Source organism: Streptomyces sp. NPDC002588 (genome assembly GCF_040295925.1).
Lineage (GTDB): Bacteria > Actinomycetota > Actinomycetes > Streptomycetales > Streptomycetaceae > Streptomyces.
The window spans coordinates 218,905-239,320 of the sequence record NZ_JBEOWF010000005.1 but is presented as its reverse complement, the minus strand read 5'-3'; the positions used below and the strand labels follow the sequence as shown (position 1 = coordinate 239,320).

The window sequence follows — 20,416 nt, the reverse complement described above, 5'->3', positions numbered from 1 at the left end:
GGCCCCGTTTCGCGTCTCTACGGTTTGACCGAGCGGTAGTAGCGGCGGGCGCCCTCGTGCAGGGGGAGCGGGTCGGTGTAGATGGCCGTGCGCAGGTCCACCAGCTGGGCGGAGTGGACCTCATGGCCGATGGTGTCCCGGCTCTTGATCACGGTCCGGGTCAGCCACTCGGTGAGCCGGGGGTCCATGTCGGTGCGGGTCATCAGCAGGTTCGCCACCGCGATCGTCGGTACGGTCCTGCCGTGCTGGATGCTCGGATACGCGGACTCGGGCATGTTCGTGGCCCGGTAGTAGCCGGTGGAACTGTCCTGGTTGTGCATTTTCGCGACCAGGGAGGCGTCGATGGGCACGAACCGGAAGTCGAAGGTTTTCGCCAGCGCGGTCAGACCGCCCGTCGGCAACCCGCCGGACCAGAAGAACGCGTCGATCTTCCCGTCCTTCAGCTGCTGGGGAGCGGTGTTGATGCCCGCCTCCACGGCTGTGATGTCCTTGGCCGGGTCCAGGCCGGCCGCCTTGAGCACCCGTTCCGCTATCAGCCGCACGCCCGAGCCGGACAGCCCGGTCCCCACCTTCCTGTCTCGCAGGTCCTTCAGGGAACTGATGTCCGAGTCTCTCGGCACCACCAACTGCACGTAGTCGTCGTAGAGGCGGGCCACGCCGCGCAACCGGGCCGAGGAGCACTTGTGCTGCGACTCGTACGTCTGAACCGCGTCCGCCGCGGCGATGGTGAAGTCGGAGGTGCCGTCCGCCACGCTTTTGACGTTGTCCTGCGAGCCGTGACTGGGCTTCAGCGTCACCTTCAGGTTCGGCATGTCCTTGGCCAGCTCGTGGTGGAGCCTCTCGCCGTAGTCCTGGTAGACACCCCCGGGGCTGCCCGTGCTGAAGTTGATCGAGCCGCTCGGCGGGTCCTCGCCCAGCGGCAGCAGCCACCACAGCGACAACCCGAGGGCGACGACACCGGCGGCCGCGCCCTGCAGGGCCCGGCGCCTGCCGATACGGGCCAAGACCTTGGACATGTCCGCGATCCTGCCAGCCGGCGCGCGGTGCTGACCAGTGTGGGGCCCGGAGGCCGCTCGCGGGCGGGACTGTCAGTGGCCGTCGTTACAGTCGGTGCATGAGTTCTTCCTCGCCCGCCGACCTGGTCCGTGAGTTCCACCGTGCCTTCGGGCTGGACACCCGCAGTACGCCGACGGAGGTGTCGCCCCGCCTCGCGGCACACCGCGGTGAGCTGCTCGCCGAGGAGGCCGCGGAGGTCGCCGAGGTCTCGGTGAGCGGCCCGCTGGACAGACTGGCGCACGAACTGGCCGACGTCGTCTACGTCGCGTACGGCACGGCGCTCGTGCACGGGATCGACCTCGACGCGGTGATCGCCGAGATCCACCGCTCCAACATGACCAAGATCGGCCCCGACGGCCAGGTGGCCCGCCGCGACGACGGCAAGGTCCTCAAGGGGGAGCACTACGAGGCGCCGGACGTGTCGGCGGTGCTGCGCCGCCAGGGGTGGATACCCGGGGGCGGCGGCGCAGCGTGACGCGGGGGCGGTGGGCTACGGCGCCTGGCCGCCCGCGAGCTTCCACTCGCGGTGCAGCGCACCCAGCGGGATGTCCTTCTGGAGCACCGGGGTGCCGAAGATCGTCAGCTGTAGTCGCAGGGTGCCGCTGAGGTCGACACCGCCGTAGACGGCCCAGGAGCCGTCGGCTTCGAACGCGTCGTCGGTGCCGGTGATCGTGCCGGTGCCCTCGCCGCGGACGTACGGAGCCAGGTCGGCGACGACGCCGACACTGCCGTACAGGCCGACGGTGGCCTGGGCGCCCAGGGCCGCCTTCACGCTTCCCGCGGTGGAGACGGTGGTGCGGACCGGAGTGCTCGTCATGTCGGAGGAGCTCACGGGGGTCCAGCCCTGGGCGGGGCCGAAGGTGCCGCCGGCCTTGAAGTCGCCCTTGAGGCTCTGCTCCACGTCGACGGTGATCCTGCCGTCGCCGCTGATCTCGACATAGCAGGTGAGGTCGAGGTTGACCACGACGGGCACGGGGCCGACCTGGAGGACGGGGTCGGCGTGCAGGGTCGCGAAGGGGATGCGCAGGGGGGTGGCGGAGGCGCCTGCCCGGCCCTTGAGCGACCAGCCCGAGGTCCAGTCGCCGGACACGCCGAGGTAGGCCGAGGCGGGTGCGGCGTCGGCGCCTTCGCCGCCGTAGCGGAAGTCCACCTGCGGCGCGACCTGGACGAAGCCCTCGACGGACGCGTCCGCCGAGGCGGTTCCCCGGCTCACGGTCGGCAGCGCGGCGCGGACGTCGAGCCGCAGACTGCCGAGCGGGACCGTCGCGCCCTCCGGCCCGACGTGCACGTCGCCCGTGCGTGACCAGGAGACGTCGACGTCGGGCAGTAGTTTGTCGACGTCGAAGGCGGACGGGTCGACCGGCACGCTGCCGTTGGCGGTGTCGTCGCCGAGCAGGGCGTTGAGCTGTGCCGGTTCGGTCTGCACCTCCGTGCCCTCGGTGGTCTCGCCGATCACCTTGGTGACCTTGGCGAGGAGCCCCTGTGGGGCGCCGGGGGCGGGGGCGCTGGCGATGACGTCGCCGACGACGGTGCGGTGCGCGGTCGCCGAGGCGCTCGGGGCGGGGGAGGACGGGGAGGACGACGGGGCGGTCGGACTCGCGGCGGAGAGGCTCGGGGATGGTGTGGAACTCGCCGTACCGGAGCCGCCATTGGAGCCGTTGGAGTCCGTCGAGGCGATGACGGCCCGTCGGGTCCTGCTGTCGTAGGAGGCGACGCTGAGCTTCGTCCGCCGGGCCTTGCCGTCGGCGGTGCCCGGGTGGGCGGCGGCGGTCGCGGTGCCGGCCGGAGCGGCGGCGACGGCGAGGGAGCGGCCGGCGGAGGAGGCCGAGGCCTCGGCCTGCCGGCTGGTGGCGGCGGCGGGGGATTCGGCCTGCGATGGGGCGGAGGAGCAGCCCGCGGCGAAGAGGAGGGCGGATGCGGCTAAGGCGGGCATGAGGGCACGGGTGTGCCTCGTGCGTCTGCGCAAGGTCAGTCCTGGAGGTGGGGGGTGAGAAAGGGGGACCGGCCGGGCAGCTGAATCCTACTGGCCGGTAACGAGCCATGAGCATGCCATGAGTGCCCCCGCCGGTGCTCCACGATTCGGCCACGGTGCGATGTGACGTGCGCCACCGGGCGCGGAGGCCGGACGGGACGGATGCGAGTGAGGGCGGCGGGGCTCTCGGAGGGGGCCGGGCAGTTGTGCCGTCCCGGCCGTCCCTCGTGCGCCCCGCCGCCCCGCACCCGGCCGCCGCCCGCGGGCGCCTGCGTTCAGTCGCCCGCGCGCGTCTGCGCCGCCTGCGATGCCGACGGGGCGCTGCTGATCGGGGAACCCGGTCTGGAGGCCGGGGACGGGGCCGAGGCGGTCGAGCGGGCCTGGGCCGGGGATGTCGACCTGGCCGTGCTCGACGTGGCCATGCCGCGGATGACCGGACCGAGGCGGCCCGGGAACTCTCCAGGCGGTTGCCGGACCGGCGCATCCTCATCCTCACGATGCAGGCCACGAGCAGTACTTCTTCGAGGCCCTCAAGGGCCGGAGCGGGCGGCTACGTCCTGAAGTCGGCCGCCGACCGTGACCTGGTCGAGGCCTGCCGGGCGGTGGCGCGCGACGAGCCGTTCATCTACCCGGGCGCGGAAAGGGCCCGCGGGGACGGGGCCGACGGGCTGCCCGAGCGGCCCGTCACCGAGCGCGAGGAGGAGATCCTCGAGCTCGTCGCCGAGGGCCACACCTCGCGGGAACTCGGTGCTCTGCTCTTCATCAGCGCCAGGACGGTCGAACGGCACCACGCCAACCTTCTCCAGAAGCTCGGCATGCGTGACCGCCTGGAACTCACGCGCCATGCCGTCCGGGCCGGCCTCGTCGACCCGTGAAGGGCTCCGCAGCCCCGGAGTTCACAGGACGGCGTCCCAGTCCTGGCCGAAGTCCGCCGTGGTCAGGAACATCGGCTCCGGCGCGTCGTCCGACCCGCCCCGGGGGCCGTCCGGACCGGGGAGCGGCTGTTCGGTCCAGATGCACTTGCCCGTCGGGGTGAAGCGCGCCCCCCACCGCCCGGACAGCGCCGTGATCAGCTGTAGTCCGCGGCCGCCCTCGTCGGTCTCCGTCGCACGGCGGATCCGGGGCATCGTCTGGCTGCCGTCGTAGACCTCGCAGACCAGTTCCGCGCTGTGCAGCAGACGCAGCCGGACCGGGCCCCTTGCATGCCGGACGACATTGCCCACGAGTTCGCTGACCAGCAGTTCCGTGGTGGGGACCAGGTCGTCCAGGCCCCAGGAGGCGAGTTGTTCGCGCACATGGCGACGGGCCTGGCCGGCCGCCTTCGGGTCCTCGGACAGCGACCAGGAGGCCATCCGGTCGCTGGGCAGGGGGTGGAGCCGGGCGACGAGGAACGCCGCGTCGTCGGCCGCCTGCTGGCCGGTGGGCAGCAGACCCGCCGTCAGCGTGTCGCACAGGGCGTCCAGATCCGCCGCGGTGTCGAGGGCGCCGGCCTCCTGCGCGCCGGCCAGCAGCCGGGCCAGCTCCGCCATGCCCTCGTCGATGTCCCGTTTCGCCGACTCGACCAGGCCGTCGGTGTAGAGCACCAGCAGGCTGCCCTCGGGCACGTGCAGCTCGACCGTCTCGAACGGCGGTTCGGCCGCGCCGAGCGGAGGATCCGCGTCCGGCTCCGGGAAGTGCACGGTGCCGTCGGGACGGACCAGCGCGGGTGGCGGGTGACCGGCCCGGACGAGGGAACAGACCCGGGTGGTGGAGTCGTAGAGCGCGTAAAGACAGGTGGCGTACGACCCTTCGCCCATGCCGCCGACGATGTCGTTGAGATGGCTCATGATCTCGCCGGGCGGCAGTTCGAGGTCGGCCAGGGTGTGGACAGCGGTGCGCAGCCGGCCCATGGTGGCCGCCTCCGGCAGGCCGTGGCCCATGACGTCGCCGACGACGAGCGCGACCTGTCCGCCGGACAGCGGGATGATGTCGTACCAGTCGCCGCCCACGGCCGCACCCTGCCCGGCCGGCAGATAGCGGGCGGCGGCCGTGCACGCGGGCAGGTCCGGCAGCGCCTGGGGGAGCAGACTGCGCTGGAGTTCGCGGGACCGGGTGTACTCGGCGTCGTAGAGCCGGGCCCGTTCCAGGGACTGGGCGACGAGGGCGCTGATGGTGGTGAGCAGGGCGCGCTCTTCGGCGCTGAGCAGCCGAAGGCGGTCGAAGGCCACCACACACACCCCGAACGTGCGTCCGGACGCGGTCAGCGGCAGAAACGCCCAGGACTGTTTGCCGGAGCGTTCGGACAGGTGGGCCAGCTCGGGTGAGGACGCGATCAGCTCCTGCGGCGAACAGAAGAACAGCGGGGTGCCGGTCGTGATGGCGTCCCACGCCGGGCCGCCCTCCGCCCTGCGGCGACGGTCGATCAGGTCCACGAAGTCGTCGCGGTAGCCGACCGCTCCGACACAGTGGAGCCGTTCGTCCTCGATGACCTGGACCACGACGCCGGTGGCGGCGAACGGCGGCAGCACCCGCCGGGCGACCGAGTCCACCACGTCCTGCGCGGTGGTGGCCTTGGCGAGCTCGGCGGCCAGCTCCGCGATCCGCGCCGACCGCTCGGCCGCCGCCCGCTCGCCCGCCTGCCGCTCCTCCTCCAGACGCCGCTTCTCGGTGACGTCGGTGAAGTAGAGGGTGCGTCCGTCGGGCCCCGGCACCAGCCGCAGGTGGTAACGCCGACCGGAGTCCGGCATCACCACGTCGAAACCCGCGGGGCGTTCCTCCGCCGCGGCCTGCCGGCACCGGTCCGCCAGGCCGGTCACCTGCCGTGCGGCGGGCAGGTCCCACAGCAGCCGCCCGAACAGCTCCTCCTCCGAGAAGCCGAGGAAACGCTCCGCCTCCAGGTTGGCGAAGGTGATGCGCCACTCCTCGTCCACTGCCAGGAAGCCGTCGCTCATGTGCCGCAGAGCCCGGCTGAGCGCGTCCCGGGCGGTGCGCGACTCGTTGCTCTCCCAGCCCACGCCGATCATCCGGAGCGGTTCGCCCTGCTCGTCGTAGGTGGCCCGGCCTCGGGCCTGCGTCCAGCCGTACGTGCCGTCCAGACGCCGCACCCGGTACTCCGCCTCGTAGACGGAGCGGTCGACGATGGCCCGCTGCGCCGCCGCCAGTGTGGGCGCCAGGTCGTCGGGGTGGACGATCCGCATCCAGTTCTCGATCTTGCCGGTGAAGTCGGCCGGCCTGGTGCCGTACAGCTCCAGTGCCGCTTCGTCCCAGATCAGGTCTCCGTTGCGGACGTCCCAGTCCCAGGAGCCGACCCTGACCTCCTTCAGCGCCTGCCGCAGCCGCTGTCCGCTCAGCTCAGTCTGCGCGGGGCCGGCCGGCAGGGGTGCCTGGGCGATCCGGTCCTCGGTCCAGTCGACGACCGCCCGCAGGAACTCCCAGTGCTCCGGCGTGGGTTCGCCCCGCTCACCGGCCAGCACGGTCAGCGCGCCGATGCTGCGTCGGCCGCTGAACACGGGGAGGGCGGCGAGGCCGGTGCCGGGCCACGGGACCGGGCCGGCATCGGGGTCGGGGGAGGAGGCCGGGGCGGGGGCCGGGGATTCCGTGGGCCGGGTCGAACACTCGGGTCCGGGGGACGGACCGGCACAGGTGCGCGGCGCGGCGTCGGCGGATGGCGCGGGGGCGGCGGACGGTGCGGGTCCGGTGGAGCTCAGTGGCATCCAGACGCCGCTGCCCTGGTGGAGCGCGCGGGCGGGGGCCAAGGGGCCCTCCTGGTCGATGATCTCCCAGGAACGGGTGAGGGCGGGGGGCAGGCCGACGGTCGAGACCAGGCGTAACGCGGACATCGGGCCGCGCAGATGCACGGCGGCGCCGAGCGCGCCCAACTCGCCCACCGCGTGTTGCAGCGCCAGGCGGAACACCTCGCTCTCCGTGACTCCGGGGGCCACCGTGCCGAGCAGAGCGAGCCGTGCGTTCATACCGGGAACCTATCGTTCCCGTTCTCGTAGGAAACCTTTTTCATGCATTCTCTCCGATGGTTTCCTGCCACTTCTGTTCGTCAACGGCCGGAAAGCGGAGGTGAATTGATCAAAGTCGGTCCGTGTACCGTGCCGTCGCACGGACAGGTTCCGATCATGAGGTCATGAGGTCATGACGTCATGAGCTCATGACGTCACGAGGAGCGGCATGGACATCGGTGTCTTCATCCCCATCGGCAACAACGGCTGGCTCATCTCCAAGAGCGCCCCGCAGTACATGCCGACCTTCGAACTGAACAAGGCCGTCGTGCAGAAGGCCGAGGAGCACGGACTCGATTTCGCTCTCTCGATGATCAAACTGAAGGGCTTCGGCGGCGACACGGAGTTCTGGGACCACTGCCTCGAATCGTTCACCCTGATGGCGGGCCTGGCCGCGGTGACGGAGCGGATCAAGCTCTACGCCTCCACACCGATCCTGGCCCTGCCGCCGGCGATCGTCGCGCGCATGGCGGTCACGGTCGACTCCATCGCCCCCGGCCGCTTCGGCGTCAACATCGTCACCGGCTGGGCACCGGGCGAGTACGCGCAGATGGACCTGTGGCCCGGCGACGACCACTTCGGCAACCGCTACGCCCGGGCCGTCGAGTACGTCACCGTCATGAAGGAGCTGTGGCGCGAGGGCGTCAGCAATTTCAAGGGCGAGTTCTACGAGATGGACGACTGCGTGCTGTCCCCGCGCCCGGCGGACGGGCACATCGACATCGTCGCCGCGGGGCAGAGCGGCACCGGCATACGGTTCGCCGCCGAGCACGCCGACTACAACTTCGTCCTGGGCAGTGGCGTGAACACCCCGCTCGCGTTCGCCGACACCACATCCTCTCTGATGGAGGCGGCGCGGGAGAGCGGCCGTGACGTCGGTGCACTGTCGTTGTTCATGGTGATCGCCGACGAGACCGACGCCGCCGCCCGCGCCAAGTGGCAGGACTACCACGACAACGCCGACCGCGCGGCACTCGCGTACATGGCGGGAGAGTCGGCCACGGACACCACGGCCGACGACTCCTCCACGGCCCGGACCATCGTGCTGCCCGAGGGTGCGGTGAACTTCAACATGGGCACGCTCGTCGGCTCCTACGAGACCGTCGCGGGGATGCTCGACGAGATCGCCGGGGTGCCCGGGACCAAGGGGATCATGCTGGTCTTCGACGACTTCATCGAGGGGCTGGAGAACTTCGGCACCCGCATCCAGCCGCTGATGAGGTCCCGGGAGGGGCGAACCGCGGCGGTCTGAGGCCGCGGCGCACATGCGGACCACGGGCCCGGCGATCGTCGAGGCCCGTCAGACCTGCGCCCACCTGGGCATGCGGGGTCGATGCGAGCCCGAACGCGTCCCGCGGATGTGAGCGCCGGGGGTGTAGGGCTCGCAGAGTTCTCGATCGCCTCGACGTCGGCGCGGGGTGCGACGGAGACGGCCTGGACCAGGGCGAGCCGGCTCCTGACGGAGGCTTCGAAGCGGCCGTCCACACCGTCGTCGAACGCTGGGGCGGGGCGGTGACTCCCGACGACTCCCGGACCACCGGATGGACCGTGCACGCTCGCGACCGCCCAGGCAGCCGCGTGCCCCGGTGTTCCCGGAGCAAGCGGCGTCTCGTGCCGCGGGAGCCCGGGCAGGGGCTCGCCCGCGACCGCCTACCCTTGAGCCATGACCAGCAGCAGCGACCGGAGCCCGGCAGTGGACGTTCACGCACCCAAGAGCTACGAGATCCGCACCTACGGGTGCCAGATGAACGTCCACGACTCCGAGCGGTTGTCCGGACTGCTCGAAGAGGCCGGTTACGTGCGCGCCCCCGAGGGCTCGGACGGCGACGCGGACGTCGTCGTCTTCAACACCTGCGCCGTCCGGGAGAACGCGGACAACCGGCTGTACGGCAACCTCGGCCGGCTGGCGCCGAGGAAGGCCTCCCGTCCGGGCATGCAGATCGCGGTCGGCGGCTGTCTCGCGCAGAAGGACCGCGACACCATCGTGAAGAAGGCGCCCTGGGTGGACGTCGTCTTCGGCACCCACAACATCGGCAAACTCCCAGTCCTGCTGGAACGCGCGCGCGTGCAGGAAGAGGCCCAGGTCGAGATCGCCGAGTCCCTGGAGGCCTTCCCCTCCACCCTGCCGACGCGCCGCGAGAGCGCCTACGCGGCATGGGTGTCGATCTCCGTCGGCTGCAACAACACCTGCACCTTCTGCATCGTCCCGGCCCTGCGAGGCAAGGAGAAGGACCGCCGCACCGGCGACATCCTCGCCGAGATCGAGGCCCTGGTCGGCGAGGGCGTCTCCGAGATCACCCTGCTCGGCCAGAACGTCAACGCCTACGGCTCCGACATCGGCGACCGCGAGGCCTTCGGGAAGCTGCTGCGCGCGTGCGGTTCGATCGACGGCCTGGAGCGCGTCCGCTTCACCTCCCCGCACCCGCGGGACTTCACGGACGACGTGATCGCCGCCATGGCCGAGACCCCGAACGTGATGCCGCAGCTGCACATGCCCCTGCAGTCCGGCTCGGACACGGTCCTCAAGGCGATGCGCCGCTCCTACCGGCAGGACCGTTACCTCGGGATCATCGAGAAGGTCCGCGCCGCCATCCCGCACGCCGCGATCACCACCGACATCATCGTGGGCTTCCCCGGCGAGACCGAAGAGGACTTCGAGCAGACGCTGCACGTGGTGCGTGAGGCCCGCTTCGCGCAGGCGTTCACCTTCCAGTACTCCAAGCGGCCCGGCACCCCGGCCGCGACCATGGAGAACCAGATCCCCAAGGAGGTCGTCCAGGCGCGCTACGAGCGTCTCGTCGCCCTCCAGGAGGAGATCTCCTGGGAGGAGAACAAGAAGCAGGTCGGCCGCACCCTCGAACTCATGGTCGCCGAGGGCGAGGGCCGCAAGGACGGCGCCACCCACCGCCTCTCCGGCCGCGCCCCCGACAACCGCCTGGTCCACTTCACCAAGCCGGACCAGGAGGTACGTCCCGGCGACGTGGTGACGGTAGAGATCACCTACGCCGCCCCGCACCACCTTCTCGCCGAGGGCGCCGTCCTCGGTGTGCGCCGCACGCGCGCGGGGGACGCCTGGGAGAAGCGCACCGCGGAGAAGGCCGACAAGCCCGCGGGTGTGATGCTCGGTCTGCCGAAGATCGGCGCCCCCGAACCGCTCCCGGTGGCCACGGGCAGCGGCTGCGGCTGCGACTGACCCTCCGGCACACCCGGAAGGACCGGTCGCTCCCGGGCGCCGGGTCCGCCCTCAGCCACGGGGAACCGGGCGCCGTGCCGCTTCGCCGCCGTACGACTGCCAGGTGCCGTCCCGTCCGGAGGGTCTCGGCGTTACCCTGCCGATCATGCTTGTCGCCGCCGCCGTCTGTCCCTGTCCGCCGCTCCTCGTGCCCGAGGTCGCCGCGGGCGCCGCACCCGAGCTGGACACGGCGCGTGCCGCCTGCTCCGACGCGCTGGCCGTACTGGCGGCCGCCCGGCCGGACCGGCTCGTCGTGGTCGGCCCCGCCGAGAAGGCCGGGCGCGGCCCGTACCCGGAGGGCGCGCGGGGTTCCTTCCGGGGCTTCGGGGTGGATCTCGCCGTACGCCTCGGCGGGCCCGGCGCGGAGAACCCCGCCGGGCGCGAGCTGCCGTCCTCCCTCGCTGTCGCCGCCTGGCTGCTGGAGCGGACCGGCTGGTCCGCGGCCCCGGTCGACGCGCTCGGCGTGGGGGAGCCGCTCGCGGCCGAGCGGTGCGTCGAGGCCGGCAGGGAGATCGGCGCCCGGGCCGCACGGGTCGCCCTGCTGGTCATGGGCGACGCAAGCGCCTGCCGCACGCTGAAGGCACCCGGCTATCTCGACCCGCGTGCCGCCCCCTTCGACGCGGAGGTCGCAAGGGCGCTCGGCGAGGCCGACATCGAGGCGCTCAAGGCGCTGGACACCGAGCTGGCGCACGAACTGAAGGCTGCGGGCCGGGCTCCCTGGCAGGTCCTCGCGGGCGCCGCCGAGGACGCCGGACTTCGGGGCTCGCTGCTCTACGAGGACGCTCCGTACGGCGTGGGATACCTGGTCGCCGCCTGGTCCTAGACCGGAAGGCGCCACCCGGCCCGGCCCGGCCCGGCAGGCCCCGGCAGGCCAGGACGGCTCGGCCGGTGAAACGGCGGACGGCCGCGAGCGTCTCCGCTTCACGGCCGTCCGCCGATCGATGCGCCGGTGATGCGCCGGCGACGCATCCACGATGCGCTGTGCGAGATGGCTCAGGAGGCCGGGGGAGGTGTGCGCGGCGGGGTGAAGGTGTCGCCGCCGCCCGCCGGCGGCTCGTCCTTGTGCGCGAGCCGGTCCATGGCGCCCCTGGCCTTGTCGGTGCCCGTGTGGATCCTGTCGCTGTACTTGCCCTTGGTCCTGTCGTCGACCGCCTTGGCGGCCTTGTCGAGACCATGTGTGATCTTGTCCCCGTGCTCCTGCGCGAGGTGCGAGACCTTGCCCTTGGCCGGACCGAGCCTGGCCTTCAGATTGTCCAACAGACCCATGGGTCACCTTCCCTCGAGGAACCGTTACGTGCGGGCGCCCTCGCCGGCCTCGCTGTCGGCCACCTCCTCGGCGGACTGCTGCCTGGGGATCTCCACACCGTCGGTGGCGGCGACACCGGCGCCCCGGGCAACCGCTCCCGCCTCTGTCTCCGACTCCGTGCTCTCCCCGGCCCCGTCCGGCACCGTCGCCGACGCGACCGGCGCGGCCCGATCCGCCTCCGCGGCGTCCTCCGGCGTCCGGGCCGGTGCCTCGGGGGTGGTCGTCACCTCCTCCTCGGCGGCGGGCTCCGTGACCGTTTCCGCAGCCGCTTCCTCCGTGGCCTTCGACCTCCGGAACAGTCGCGCCAAAACGCCCATATCAACTCCATACGGTACTCGTGCGGGCGAAATCCCGCGTGGCCCGGTGCGTCCGTTCGCGCCGCCGGGACCGCCGCCTCCCGTGAACGGGCGACGGGAATCACGCACGGGCAACGACGTCGGACCGGCGCCGTCACGTAACTCGTTCGAGGGCAGGCCCTGAGGTTTGGGAGACTGGGGCGGTGAGCAGCGCAGCCCCCACCCCCCGCGTCATTGCCGTCGTCGGACCCACCGCGGCCGGAAAGTCCGATCTGGGCGTCTTCCTCGCCCAGCGGCTCGGCGGCGAGGTCGTCAACGCCGACTCCATGCAGCTCTACCGAGGGATGGACATCGGCACCGCCAAGCTGACGCCCGACGAGCGAGGCGAGGTCCCGCACCACCTCCTGGACATCTGGGACGTCACGGTCACCGCCTCCGTCGCCGAGTATCAGAGGCTGGCCCGCGCCCGGATCGACGCACTGCTCGCCGAGGGCCGCTGGCCGATTCTCGTCGGCGGTTCCGGGCTCTACGTCCGGGGCGCCGTCGACAACCTAGAGTTCCCCGGCACCGACCCCGAGGTCCGCGCCCGCCTCGAGGAGGAGCTCGCCCTGCGTGGCTCCGGCGCGCTGCACGCCCGGCTGGCCGCCGCCGACCCCGAGGCCGCGCAGGCGATCCTGCCCGGCAACGGCCGCCGTATCGTCCGCGCGCTGGAGGTGATCGAGATCACCGGGAGGCCCTTCACGGCCAATCTGCCGGGCCATGACTCGGTCTACGACACCGTCCAGATCGGTGTCGACGTGGCCCGCCCCGAACTCGACGAGCGCATCGCCCGCCGCGTCGACCGCATGTGGGACGCGGGGCTCGTGGACGAGGTCCGCGCGCTGGAGGCGCAAGGCCTGCGCGAGGGGCGTACGGCGTCGCGCGCGCTCGGCTACCAGCAGGTCCTCACGGCCCTCAGCGGCGACTGCACCGACGCCGAGGCGCGCGCCGAGACCGTCCGTGCCACCAAGCGCTTCGCGCGCCGTCAGGATTCATGGTTCAGGCGCGACCCACGGGTGCACTGGTTGAGTGGGGCCGAGGCGGATCTCACGGAACTTCCCCGGCTTGCGCTGGCGTTGGTCGAACGACCGGTCACAGCCTGATCACGTCATGGCATCGGGACGCCCAGGCCGTCATCCGGGCCTCCGACGCCGTGCCATCATCGAGCTTCGATCGACCAAGTGGAGTCCGAGTTGGGAGGGCGCGTGGCGATGGAGGCCGGCCCTCGTGACACCGCACAAGGTACCGAGGACCTCACCCCAGAGCGTGGGGAACCGGAGCAGTCCGGGCAGGTGCCCGCACGCCCCGACGAGGTGGACCAGGTGGACGCCGTCGCGGACGACGTCGCGGACGACACCCAGGGCGGGGGCGTGACCGACGACGGTCCCGAGCCCGAGGAGATGTTCGCGAGCGGGCCCGAGGTCGAGGTCGAGCTGCGCCCGCAGCGCCGGCTGCGGCTCTGGCAGCTCGCGCCCATCGTCGCCCTGTCCGCGACCGGCTCCCTGATGTTCGCCTTCCCGCTCGCCTTCGACTTCGGCGACAGCGGGGCCGTGATCGCCATGCTGGGGCTGCTGATCTGCTCCTGCGCGGCAGGCTGGGGCATGACGGCCGCGCGGCGCGTGGGTTATGCGTGGCCCGGACTGCCCGCACGCGGCTCCGGCCGCCGCCCCGACTGGCGGGTCGTCCTGGCGTACGCCGTCCTGGTCGCAGTGGTGGCCGTCCTGGCCGTCTGGCGGGTCGCCCGACTGCGCTGAACCGGCCGGGCGGGTACGCGCGCGTGCCGGGTGGCCGAGGCGGGTACGCGCGCGTGCAGGCTGCTCGCACGTGCGTGCGGGGTGTCGTGGCCACCCCGTACGATCGAGGAATGAGCACGCGGATCGCCTTCCTCAAGGGCCACGGAACCGAGAACGACTTCGTGATCGTCCCGGACCCGGAGAACACCGTCGACCTCCCCCCGGCCGCCGTGGCCACCCTGTGCGACCGCCGCGCGGGCATCGGCGGCGACGGACTGCTGCACGTCGTGCGGTCCGCCGCGCACCCCGAGGCGAAGGACATGGCGGCCGAGGCGGAGTGGTTCATGGACTACCGCAACGGCGACGGCTCGATCGCCGAGATGTGCGGCAACGGCGTGCGGGTGTTCGCGCGCTACCTCCAGCGCGCCGGTCTGGTCACCGAGGGCGACCTGAAGATCGCCACGCGCGGGGGCGTGAAGAACGTGCACCTCGCCAAGGACGGCGAGGTCACCGTCGGCATGGGCAGGGCCCGGCTGCCCGAGGGCGAGGTCACGGTCAGCGTCGGCGGGCGCAGCTGGCCCGCGCGCAACGTCAACATGGGCAACCCGCACGCGGTCGCCTTCGTCGACGACCTCGCGCACGCGGGCGACCTGCACTCCCCGCCGCCCTTCAGCCCCGCCTCCGCCTATCCCGACGGGGTCAACGTCGAGTTCGTCGTCGACCGCGGCCCCGGGCACGTCGCCCTGCGGGTGCACGAGCGCGGCGCGGGCGAGACCCGCTCGTGCGGCACGGGCGCATGCGCCGTCGCCGTGGCCGCCGCCCGCCGGGACGGCGCCGACCCGGCCGTCACCGGCACCCCCGTCACCTACACGGTGGACGTCCCCGGCGGGCGCCTGGTGATCACCGAGCGGCCCGACGGCGAGATCGAGATGACCGGACCGGCCGTGATCGTCGCCACAGGCGAGATCGATCAGGAGTGGCTGGAAACCGCCTCTCGCTGACGCCCCGTCCGCTTGGGCATCTCAGGGCGATGGTGCTCCTGGACTGCACAGTCACACCTCAGGGGCCCGGTCGCGGGTTGGAAGTGACGAACAGCCCCAACTCCCGTGGCGCAAAACCGTAAACCTCCGAACCGTCGCTCGAATGGGTGATCCGTTTCACGCTCGGCGAGAGGCGGTCAGTCGCACGTGATGGGCTCGGTAGCATCAAGCACCGGCCCGGACGGGGGACATCACCAGTCCCCTGAGCCGTGTCCGCCCTGGGACACCCCGTCCGCCGGTCCACGCAGCCGGAGGTGCCCATGAGTGCGGAGGCAACGAACCCTGCGACCCCAGGCCCGGTAGTACCGGCCGCGGCCCGCAGACGAAGCCGTCCCCGGATCGACCTGCGCCGCCTGGGGCGGGCCGCGCTGCTCGGCCCCGCCTCCCGCGGCAGGCTGCCCGACGCGATCGGCCATGTCGTCGAGGCCCACCGCGCCCACCATCCCGACGCCGACCTCGAACCCCTGCGCCGCGCGTACGTGCTCGCCGAGTCCTCGCACCGCGGCCAGATGCGCAAGAGCGGCGAGCCGTACATCACCCACCCGCTCGCCGTGACCCTGATCCTCGCCGAACTCGGCGCCGAGACCACCACCTTGACGGCCTCTCTGCTCCACGACACCGTCGAGGACACCGATGTGACGCTCGAGCAGGTACGGGAACAGTTCGGCGAGGAGGTGCGCTACCTCGTCGACGGCGTCACGAAGCTGGAGAAGGTCGACTACGGCGCCGCCGCCGAACCCGAGACCTTCCGCAAGATGCTCGTCGCCACCGGCAGCGACGTCCGCGTGATGTCGATCAAACTCGCCGACCGGCTGCACAACATGCGCACCCTCGGCGTGATGCGCCCCGAGAAACAGGTGCGCATCGCCAAGGTGACCAAGGACGTCCTCATCCCGCTCGCCGAACGCCTCGGCGTCCAGGCCCTCAAGACCGAACTCGAGGACCTCGTCTTCGCGATCCTCCATCCCGAGGAGTACAAGCACACCCGCGAGCTGATCGTCGACAACGCCTCACGCGCGGACGACCCGCTCGCCGAGTTCGCCGACGCGATGCGCGTGGTCCTGCGGGAGGCCGGCATCCAGGCCGAAGTCCTCATCCGGCCACGCCACTTCGTCTCCGTCCACCGCGTCTCCCGCAAGCGCGGCACACTGCGCGGCTGCGACTTCGGCCGGCTGCTGGTGCTGGTGCAGGAGGACGCGGACTGCTACGCGGTCCTCGGCGAACTGCACACCTGTATGACCCCGGTCGTCTCGGAGTTCAAGGACTTCATCGCCGTACCCAAGTTCAACCTGTACCAGTCGCTGCACACCGCGGTCGCCCGCGAGGACGGCCAGGTCGCCGAAGTCCTCATCCGCACCCACCAGATGCACAAGGTCGCCGAGGCCGGCGTCGTCGCGCTCGGCAATCCCTACGCCGCTCCGGCCGAGGAGCAGACCGGGGAGGCGGTACCGGGCGGCGCGGTCCCGGCCGACGGGGAGCGCGTCGACCCCACCCGGCCCGGCTGGCTCTCCCGCCTCCTCGACTGGCAGGAGGCCGCACCCGACCCGGACACCTTCTGGTCCACCCTGCGCGAGGACCTCGCCCAGGACCGGGAGATCACCGTCTTCCGCCCCGACGGCGGCGCCCTCGGCCTGCCCGACGGAGCCACCTGCGTGGACGCCGCCTACGCGCAGTACGGCGAGGACGCGCACGCCTGCATCGGCGCCCGAGTGAACGGGCGCCTGGCGACCCTCAGCACGGTCCTGCGGGACGGCGACACCGTCCAGCTCCTCATGGGCCAGGACCCTGCTTCGGAGCCCTCCAGGGAGTGGCTGGAGCACGCCCACACCCCCGCCGCCCGGATCGCCATCCAGCGGTGGCTGGCGACACACCCCGCCCCGGCGGACCCGGAGGAGGGGCTCGACCGGCCGGCCGACGAGGCTGCCGACCGCGCCGTCGACCCCTTCGGACGGCCCGTGGCCGGCGCCCCGGCGCCGGACTCCGCCGACGCCGACGAAGACGCCGATGCCGACGCCCCGCCCTCCCGGGCGGACGCCGCGATCACCGTCGTGGACCGGCCCGACGCCGGCGTCCGGCTCGCCGGGTGCTGCACGCCCGTACCGGCCGACGAGGTCACCGGTTTCGCCGTGCGCGGGGGAGTGGTGACCGTGCACCGCGTGGAGTGCGCCGCAGTGGCGCGCATGGCGGAGGCGGGGCGCGAGGCGATCGACGTGCGCTGGGGGGACACCACCGAGTGCCGGGTCACCCTGGTCGCCGAATCGTTCGGCCGTCCCCATCTGCTCGCCGATCTCACCGAGGCGATGGCCCTGGAGGGCGCCGAGATCGTCGCCGCGACCGTGGAGCCCCCGAGCCAGCAGCGCGTACGCCACACCTACACCGTCCAGCTCCCCGACGCGGCCCACCTCCCCACCCTGATGCGCGCCATGCGCAACGTCCCGGGGGTCTACGACGTGAGCCGCGCCCAGCACCCGGCGTCGGCGTCCTGAGCCGAGCACCGCACACGTGCCGGGGCAACCCGTTCGGGAGCAACCCGTTCGGGTGGCCCGGCGCGAGTCGTCGTTGCGGGACCCGTGCGCGCTGGTAGCCGTGGTGCATGCCGCTCACTCCCCGCTCCCGGCCCCACCGGCCCCGCGCCGCCGCCTCCCGCCGGCTGAAGTCCGCGCTGCTCGCCTCGGCGGTCTCCGTCTGCCTCGTCGCCGCGAGCGCCCCGGCGACTCCGCTGGGCGTCGGCGACCGCCTCTTCCCGTATCTCGGCAACCCCGGCTACGACGTGACGTCGTACGACCTCTCCTTCACCTACTCCGGGTCCAACAGCAAGGCGCTCCAGGCCGTCACCACCATCGACGCCTGGACCACCACCGACCTGGAGCGGATCAACCTGGACTTCGCCCACGGCGAGGTCGACTCGGTGGAGGTCGACGGCAGGCCCACCGCCTTCGAGAGCACAGGCGACGACCTGGTCGTGACCCCGCGGGACGCGCTGGTGCCGGGCAGCCGGGTGCGCATCACCGTGCGGCACACCAGCGACCCGGTGAGCGGCGCAGACCGGGACGGCGGCTGGGTGCGCACCGCGGACGGCCTCGCCATGGCCAACCAGGCCGATGTCGCCCACCTGGTGTTCCCGTGCAACGACCACCCCTCCGACAAGGCGATGTTCACCATCCGGATCACCGCCCCCAGCGACTACACGGCCGTCGCCAACGGACTCCCGGCCGGCGCCGACCGGCACCGCGGCGACGGCGGGGACGGCGCAACGACGACCTGGACGTACCGCACCCGGCACCCCATGGCCACCGAGCTCACCCAGGTGTCCATCGGCCGCTCCGCGGTCCTGCACCGCGACGGCCCGCACGGCCTGCCCGTCCGGGACGTCGTGCCCGCCAAGGACCGCGAGATCCTCGAACCCTGGCTGACGAAGACCCCCGACCAGATCGCCTGGATGGAGGACAGGGTCGGCCCCTACCCCTTCGAGACGTACGGCCTGCTCATGGCGGAGGCCTCCACGGGCTTCGAGCTCGAGACGCAGACCCTCTCCCTCTTCGAGAAGAGCCTCTTCACCGAGCCGGGCTACCCCAGGTGGTACCTCGAGTCGATCATGGTGCACGAGCTGTCCCACCAGTGGTTCGGCGACAGTGTCAGCCCACGCACCTGGTCCGACCTGTGGCTCAACGAGGGGCACGCCACCTGGTACGAAGCCCTGTACGCGCAGGACAAGGGGGGCCTCACCCTCGAGGCGCGCATGAAAGCGGCGTACGCCGCATCCGACCGCTGGCGCGCCGCCGGAGGTCCGCCCGCGCTTCCCGATCCGCCCGAGCCCGGCCAGAAGATCGGCATCTTCCGTCCGAACGTCTACGACGGCGCCGCTCTCGTGCTGTACGCCCTGCGCCAGGAGATCGGCGTACAGGCGTTCGAGCAGCTGGAACGGGACTGGGTACGCGACCACCGGGACTCCGTCGCCGGTACGGCCGACTTCCGGCAGCTCGCGGAGGAGATCTCCGGCCGCGACCTCGGAGCCTTCTTCCAGAGCTGGCTGTACGGCGAGAAGACCCCGCCGATGCCCGGCCACCCCGACTGGCGCGCGGCGGCACGGGGCGCGAAGAAATAAGGCCGTGACGAGACGGGCCGTACCGTGCGACCATCGTCGGGTCGGCGCGGCACGGGGCACGGGAATCTCCCGGAGTGCCCGGGCGTTGTTCATCACCGAGAGCGCCGAACCGGCATCCCCAACGACGTAAGGACCCAATGACCTCCTCTTCTTCCCCTTCCCAGGACACCAAGCGCTTCGCGCACACCTATCCCGAAGGTCTTCGGGCCGATGCCCTGATGGAAGAGGACGTCGCCTGGAGCCACGAGATCGACGGAGAGCGGGACGGCGATCAGTTCGACCGCTCCGAGCGCGCGGCCCTGCGCCGCGTCGCGGGCCTCTCCACCGAGCTCGAGGACGTCACCGAGGTCGAGTACCGACAGCTCCGCCTGGAGCGGGTCGTGCTCGTGGGCGTCTGGACCTCGGGGACCGCGCAGGACGCGGACAACTCACTCGCGGAGCTCGCCGCCCTCGCGGAGACCGCGGGCGCACTCGTGCTCGACGGCGTGATCCAGCGCCGGGACAAGCCCGACGCGGCCACCTACATCGGCTCCGGCAAGGCCGACGAACTGCGCGACATCGTTCTCGAGACGGGCGCGGACACCGTCATCTGCGACGGTGAGCTCAGCCCGGGCCAGCTGATCCACCTCGAGGACGTCGTCAAGGTCAAGGTGATCGACCGTACGGCCCTGATCCTCGACATCTTCGCCCAGCACGCCAAGTCCCGAGAGGGCAAGGCGCAGGTCGCGCTCGCGCAGATGCAGTACATGCTGCCGCGGCTGCGAGGCTGGGGTCAGTCGCTGTCCCGTCAGATGGGCGGCGGCAAGGGCGGCGGCCTCGCCACCCGTGGTCCCGGTGAGACCAAGATCGAGACGGACCGGCGGCGGATCCGCGAGAAGATGGCGAAGATGCGCCGGGAGATCGCGGAGATGAAGACCGGCCGCGAGATCAAGCGCAAGGAGCGAAAGCGCCACAAGGTGCCCTCCGTCGCCATCGCGGGCTACACCAACGCCGGCAAGTCCTCGCTGCTCAACCGCCTCACCGGCGCGGGCGTCCTGGTCGAGAACGCCCTGTTCGCGACCCTGGATCCCACCGTCCGCCGGGCCGAGTCCCCGAGCGGCCGCCTGTACACACTGGCCGACACGGTCGGGTTCGTCCGGCACCTGCCGCACCACCTGGTCGAGGCGTTCCGCTCCACCATGGAGGAGGTCGGCGAGTCCGACCTGATCCTGCACGTGGTGGACGGCTCGCACCCGAACCCGGAGGAGCAGCTGGCAGCCGTACGCGAGGTGATCCGTGACGTGGGCGCCGTCCAGGTGCCCGAGATCGTCGTGATCAACAAGGCGGACGCGGCCGACCCGCTGACCCTTCAGCGGCTGATGCGGGTCGAGAAGCGCTCCATCGCGGTCTCGGCCCGTAGCGGCAAGGGCATCAGGGAACTGCTCGCGCTGATCGACGACGAACTGCCGCGGCCCTCGGTCGAGATCGAGGCGCTCGTGCCGTACACCCACGGCAAGCTGGTCGCCCGTGCCCACACCGAGGGCGAGGTCATCTCCGCCGAGCACACCGCGGAGGGCACCCTGCTGAAGGTGCGGGTGCACGAGGAACTCGCGGCGGACCTCGCGCCGTACGTCCCGGCGCCGGTGGCCTGAGCCCATACGTCGCGCGG

At 71.9% G+C, this 20,416-nt stretch carries 15 protein-coding genes and 1 pseudogene; 11 read left to right on the top strand and 5 right to left on the bottom strand.

Annotation, left to right across the window (positions count from 1 at the left end):
* Positions 1-17: 17 nt before the first annotated feature.
* Complete coding sequence (locus ABT057_RS08160; protein ID WP_352341635.1) at positions 18-1,016, bottom strand: TAXI family TRAP transporter solute-binding subunit; 999 nt, start codon at positions 1,014-1,016, stop codon at positions 18-20.
* 98 nt (positions 1,017-1,114) lie between these two features.
* On the opposite strand from ABT057_RS08160, the gene ABT057_RS08155 reads away from it, so the two are divergent.
* Entirely contained in the window at positions 1,115-1,531 is a 417-nt protein-coding gene (locus ABT057_RS08155; RefSeq protein WP_352341634.1) for a pyrophosphohydrolase domain-containing protein, read from the top strand.
* A 15-nt stretch (positions 1,532-1,546) separates the two neighbouring features.
* On the opposite strand, the gene ABT057_RS08150 is transcribed toward ABT057_RS08155, so the two are convergent.
* Positions 1,547-2,989, bottom strand: a complete 1,443-nt coding sequence (locus ABT057_RS08150; RefSeq protein WP_352341633.1) for a hypothetical protein — start codon at positions 2,987-2,989, stop codon at positions 1,547-1,549.
* A 201-nt stretch (positions 2,990-3,190) separates the two neighbouring features.
* Here ABT057_RS08150 and ABT057_RS08145 point away from each other — a divergent pair.
* A pseudogene (locus ABT057_RS08145) lies at positions 3,191-3,903 on the top strand (response regulator).
* Positions 3,904-3,924: 21 nt separating this feature from the next.
* Here ABT057_RS08145 and ABT057_RS08140 read toward each other — a convergent pair.
* The gene (locus ABT057_RS08140) at positions 3,925-6,978 is read right to left on the bottom strand and encodes a SpoIIE family protein phosphatase (RefSeq protein WP_352341632.1); all 3,054 of its coding nucleotides are present in this window, start codon (positions 6,976-6,978) and stop codon (positions 3,925-3,927) included.
* A 208-nt stretch (positions 6,979-7,186) separates the two neighbouring features.
* Between ABT057_RS08140 and rutA the strand changes: the two genes are divergently transcribed.
* The 3 genes from rutA to ABT057_RS08125 all read left to right on the top strand — a co-directional run bounded on the left by rutA (position 7,187) and on the right by ABT057_RS08125 (position 11,072).
* Complete coding sequence (gene rutA / locus ABT057_RS08135; protein ID WP_352341631.1) at positions 7,187-8,269, top strand: pyrimidine utilization protein A; 1,083 nt, start codon at positions 7,187-7,189, stop codon at positions 8,267-8,269.
* 411 nt (positions 8,270-8,680) lie between these two features.
* Positions 8,681-10,210: a tRNA (N6-isopentenyl adenosine(37)-C2)-methylthiotransferase MiaB gene (gene miaB, locus ABT057_RS08130; RefSeq protein WP_352341630.1), complete on the top strand. Its 1,530-nt coding sequence runs from the start codon at positions 8,681-8,683 to the stop codon at positions 10,208-10,210.
* Positions 10,211-10,355: 145 nt separating this feature from the next.
* Positions 10,356-11,072 carry a class III extradiol dioxygenase subunit B-like domain-containing protein gene (locus ABT057_RS08125; RefSeq protein WP_352341629.1) on the top strand — a complete coding sequence of 239 codons (717 nt, stop codon included), beginning with the start codon at positions 10,356-10,358 and terminating at the stop codon, positions 11,070-11,072.
* Between the two features lie 170 nt (positions 11,073-11,242).
* On the opposite strand, the gene ABT057_RS08120 is transcribed toward ABT057_RS08125, so the two are convergent.
* The gene (locus ABT057_RS08120) at positions 11,243-11,515 is read right to left on the bottom strand and encodes an antitoxin (protein WP_352341628.1); all 273 of its coding nucleotides are present in this window, start codon (positions 11,513-11,515) and stop codon (positions 11,243-11,245) included.
* A gap of 24 nt (positions 11,516-11,539) precedes the next feature.
* Positions 11,540-11,872: a hypothetical protein gene (locus ABT057_RS08115; RefSeq protein ID WP_352341627.1), complete on the bottom strand. Its 333-nt coding sequence runs from the start codon at positions 11,870-11,872 to the stop codon at positions 11,540-11,542.
* Between the two features lie 182 nt (positions 11,873-12,054).
* On the opposite strand from ABT057_RS08115, the gene miaA reads away from it, so the two are divergent.
* From miaA to hflX, 6 genes are all read left to right on the top strand, one after another.
* Positions 12,055-12,993: a tRNA (adenosine(37)-N6)-dimethylallyltransferase MiaA gene (miaA, locus tag ABT057_RS08110; RefSeq protein WP_352341626.1), complete on the top strand. Its 939-nt coding sequence runs from the start codon at positions 12,055-12,057 to the stop codon at positions 12,991-12,993.
* A gap of 108 nt (positions 12,994-13,101) precedes the next feature.
* Entirely contained in the window at positions 13,102-13,644 is a 543-nt protein-coding gene (locus ABT057_RS08105; RefSeq protein WP_352341673.1) for a hypothetical protein, read from the top strand.
* A gap of 110 nt (positions 13,645-13,754) precedes the next feature.
* Positions 13,755-14,624, top strand: coding sequence for a diaminopimelate epimerase (dapF, locus tag ABT057_RS08100; RefSeq protein WP_352341625.1), 870 nt, complete (start codon positions 13,755-13,757; stop codon positions 14,622-14,624).
* A gap of 299 nt (positions 14,625-14,923) precedes the next feature.
* The gene (locus ABT057_RS08095) at positions 14,924-17,149 is read left to right on the top strand and encodes a RelA/SpoT family protein (RefSeq protein ID WP_352341624.1); all 2,226 of its coding nucleotides are present in this window, start codon (positions 14,924-14,926) and stop codon (positions 17,147-17,149) included.
* Between the two features lie 107 nt (positions 17,150-17,256).
* Positions 17,257-18,768 carry a M1 family metallopeptidase gene (locus ABT057_RS08090; protein WP_352341623.1) on the top strand — a complete coding sequence of 504 codons (1,512 nt, stop codon included), beginning with the start codon at positions 17,257-17,259 and terminating at the stop codon, positions 18,766-18,768.
* A gap of 137 nt (positions 18,769-18,905) precedes the next feature.
* Positions 18,906-20,399 carry a GTPase HflX gene (gene hflX / locus ABT057_RS08085; RefSeq protein ID WP_352341622.1) on the top strand — a complete coding sequence of 498 codons (1,494 nt, stop codon included), beginning with the start codon at positions 18,906-18,908 and terminating at the stop codon, positions 20,397-20,399.
* The last annotated feature ends 17 nt before the right edge of the window (positions 20,400-20,416 follow it).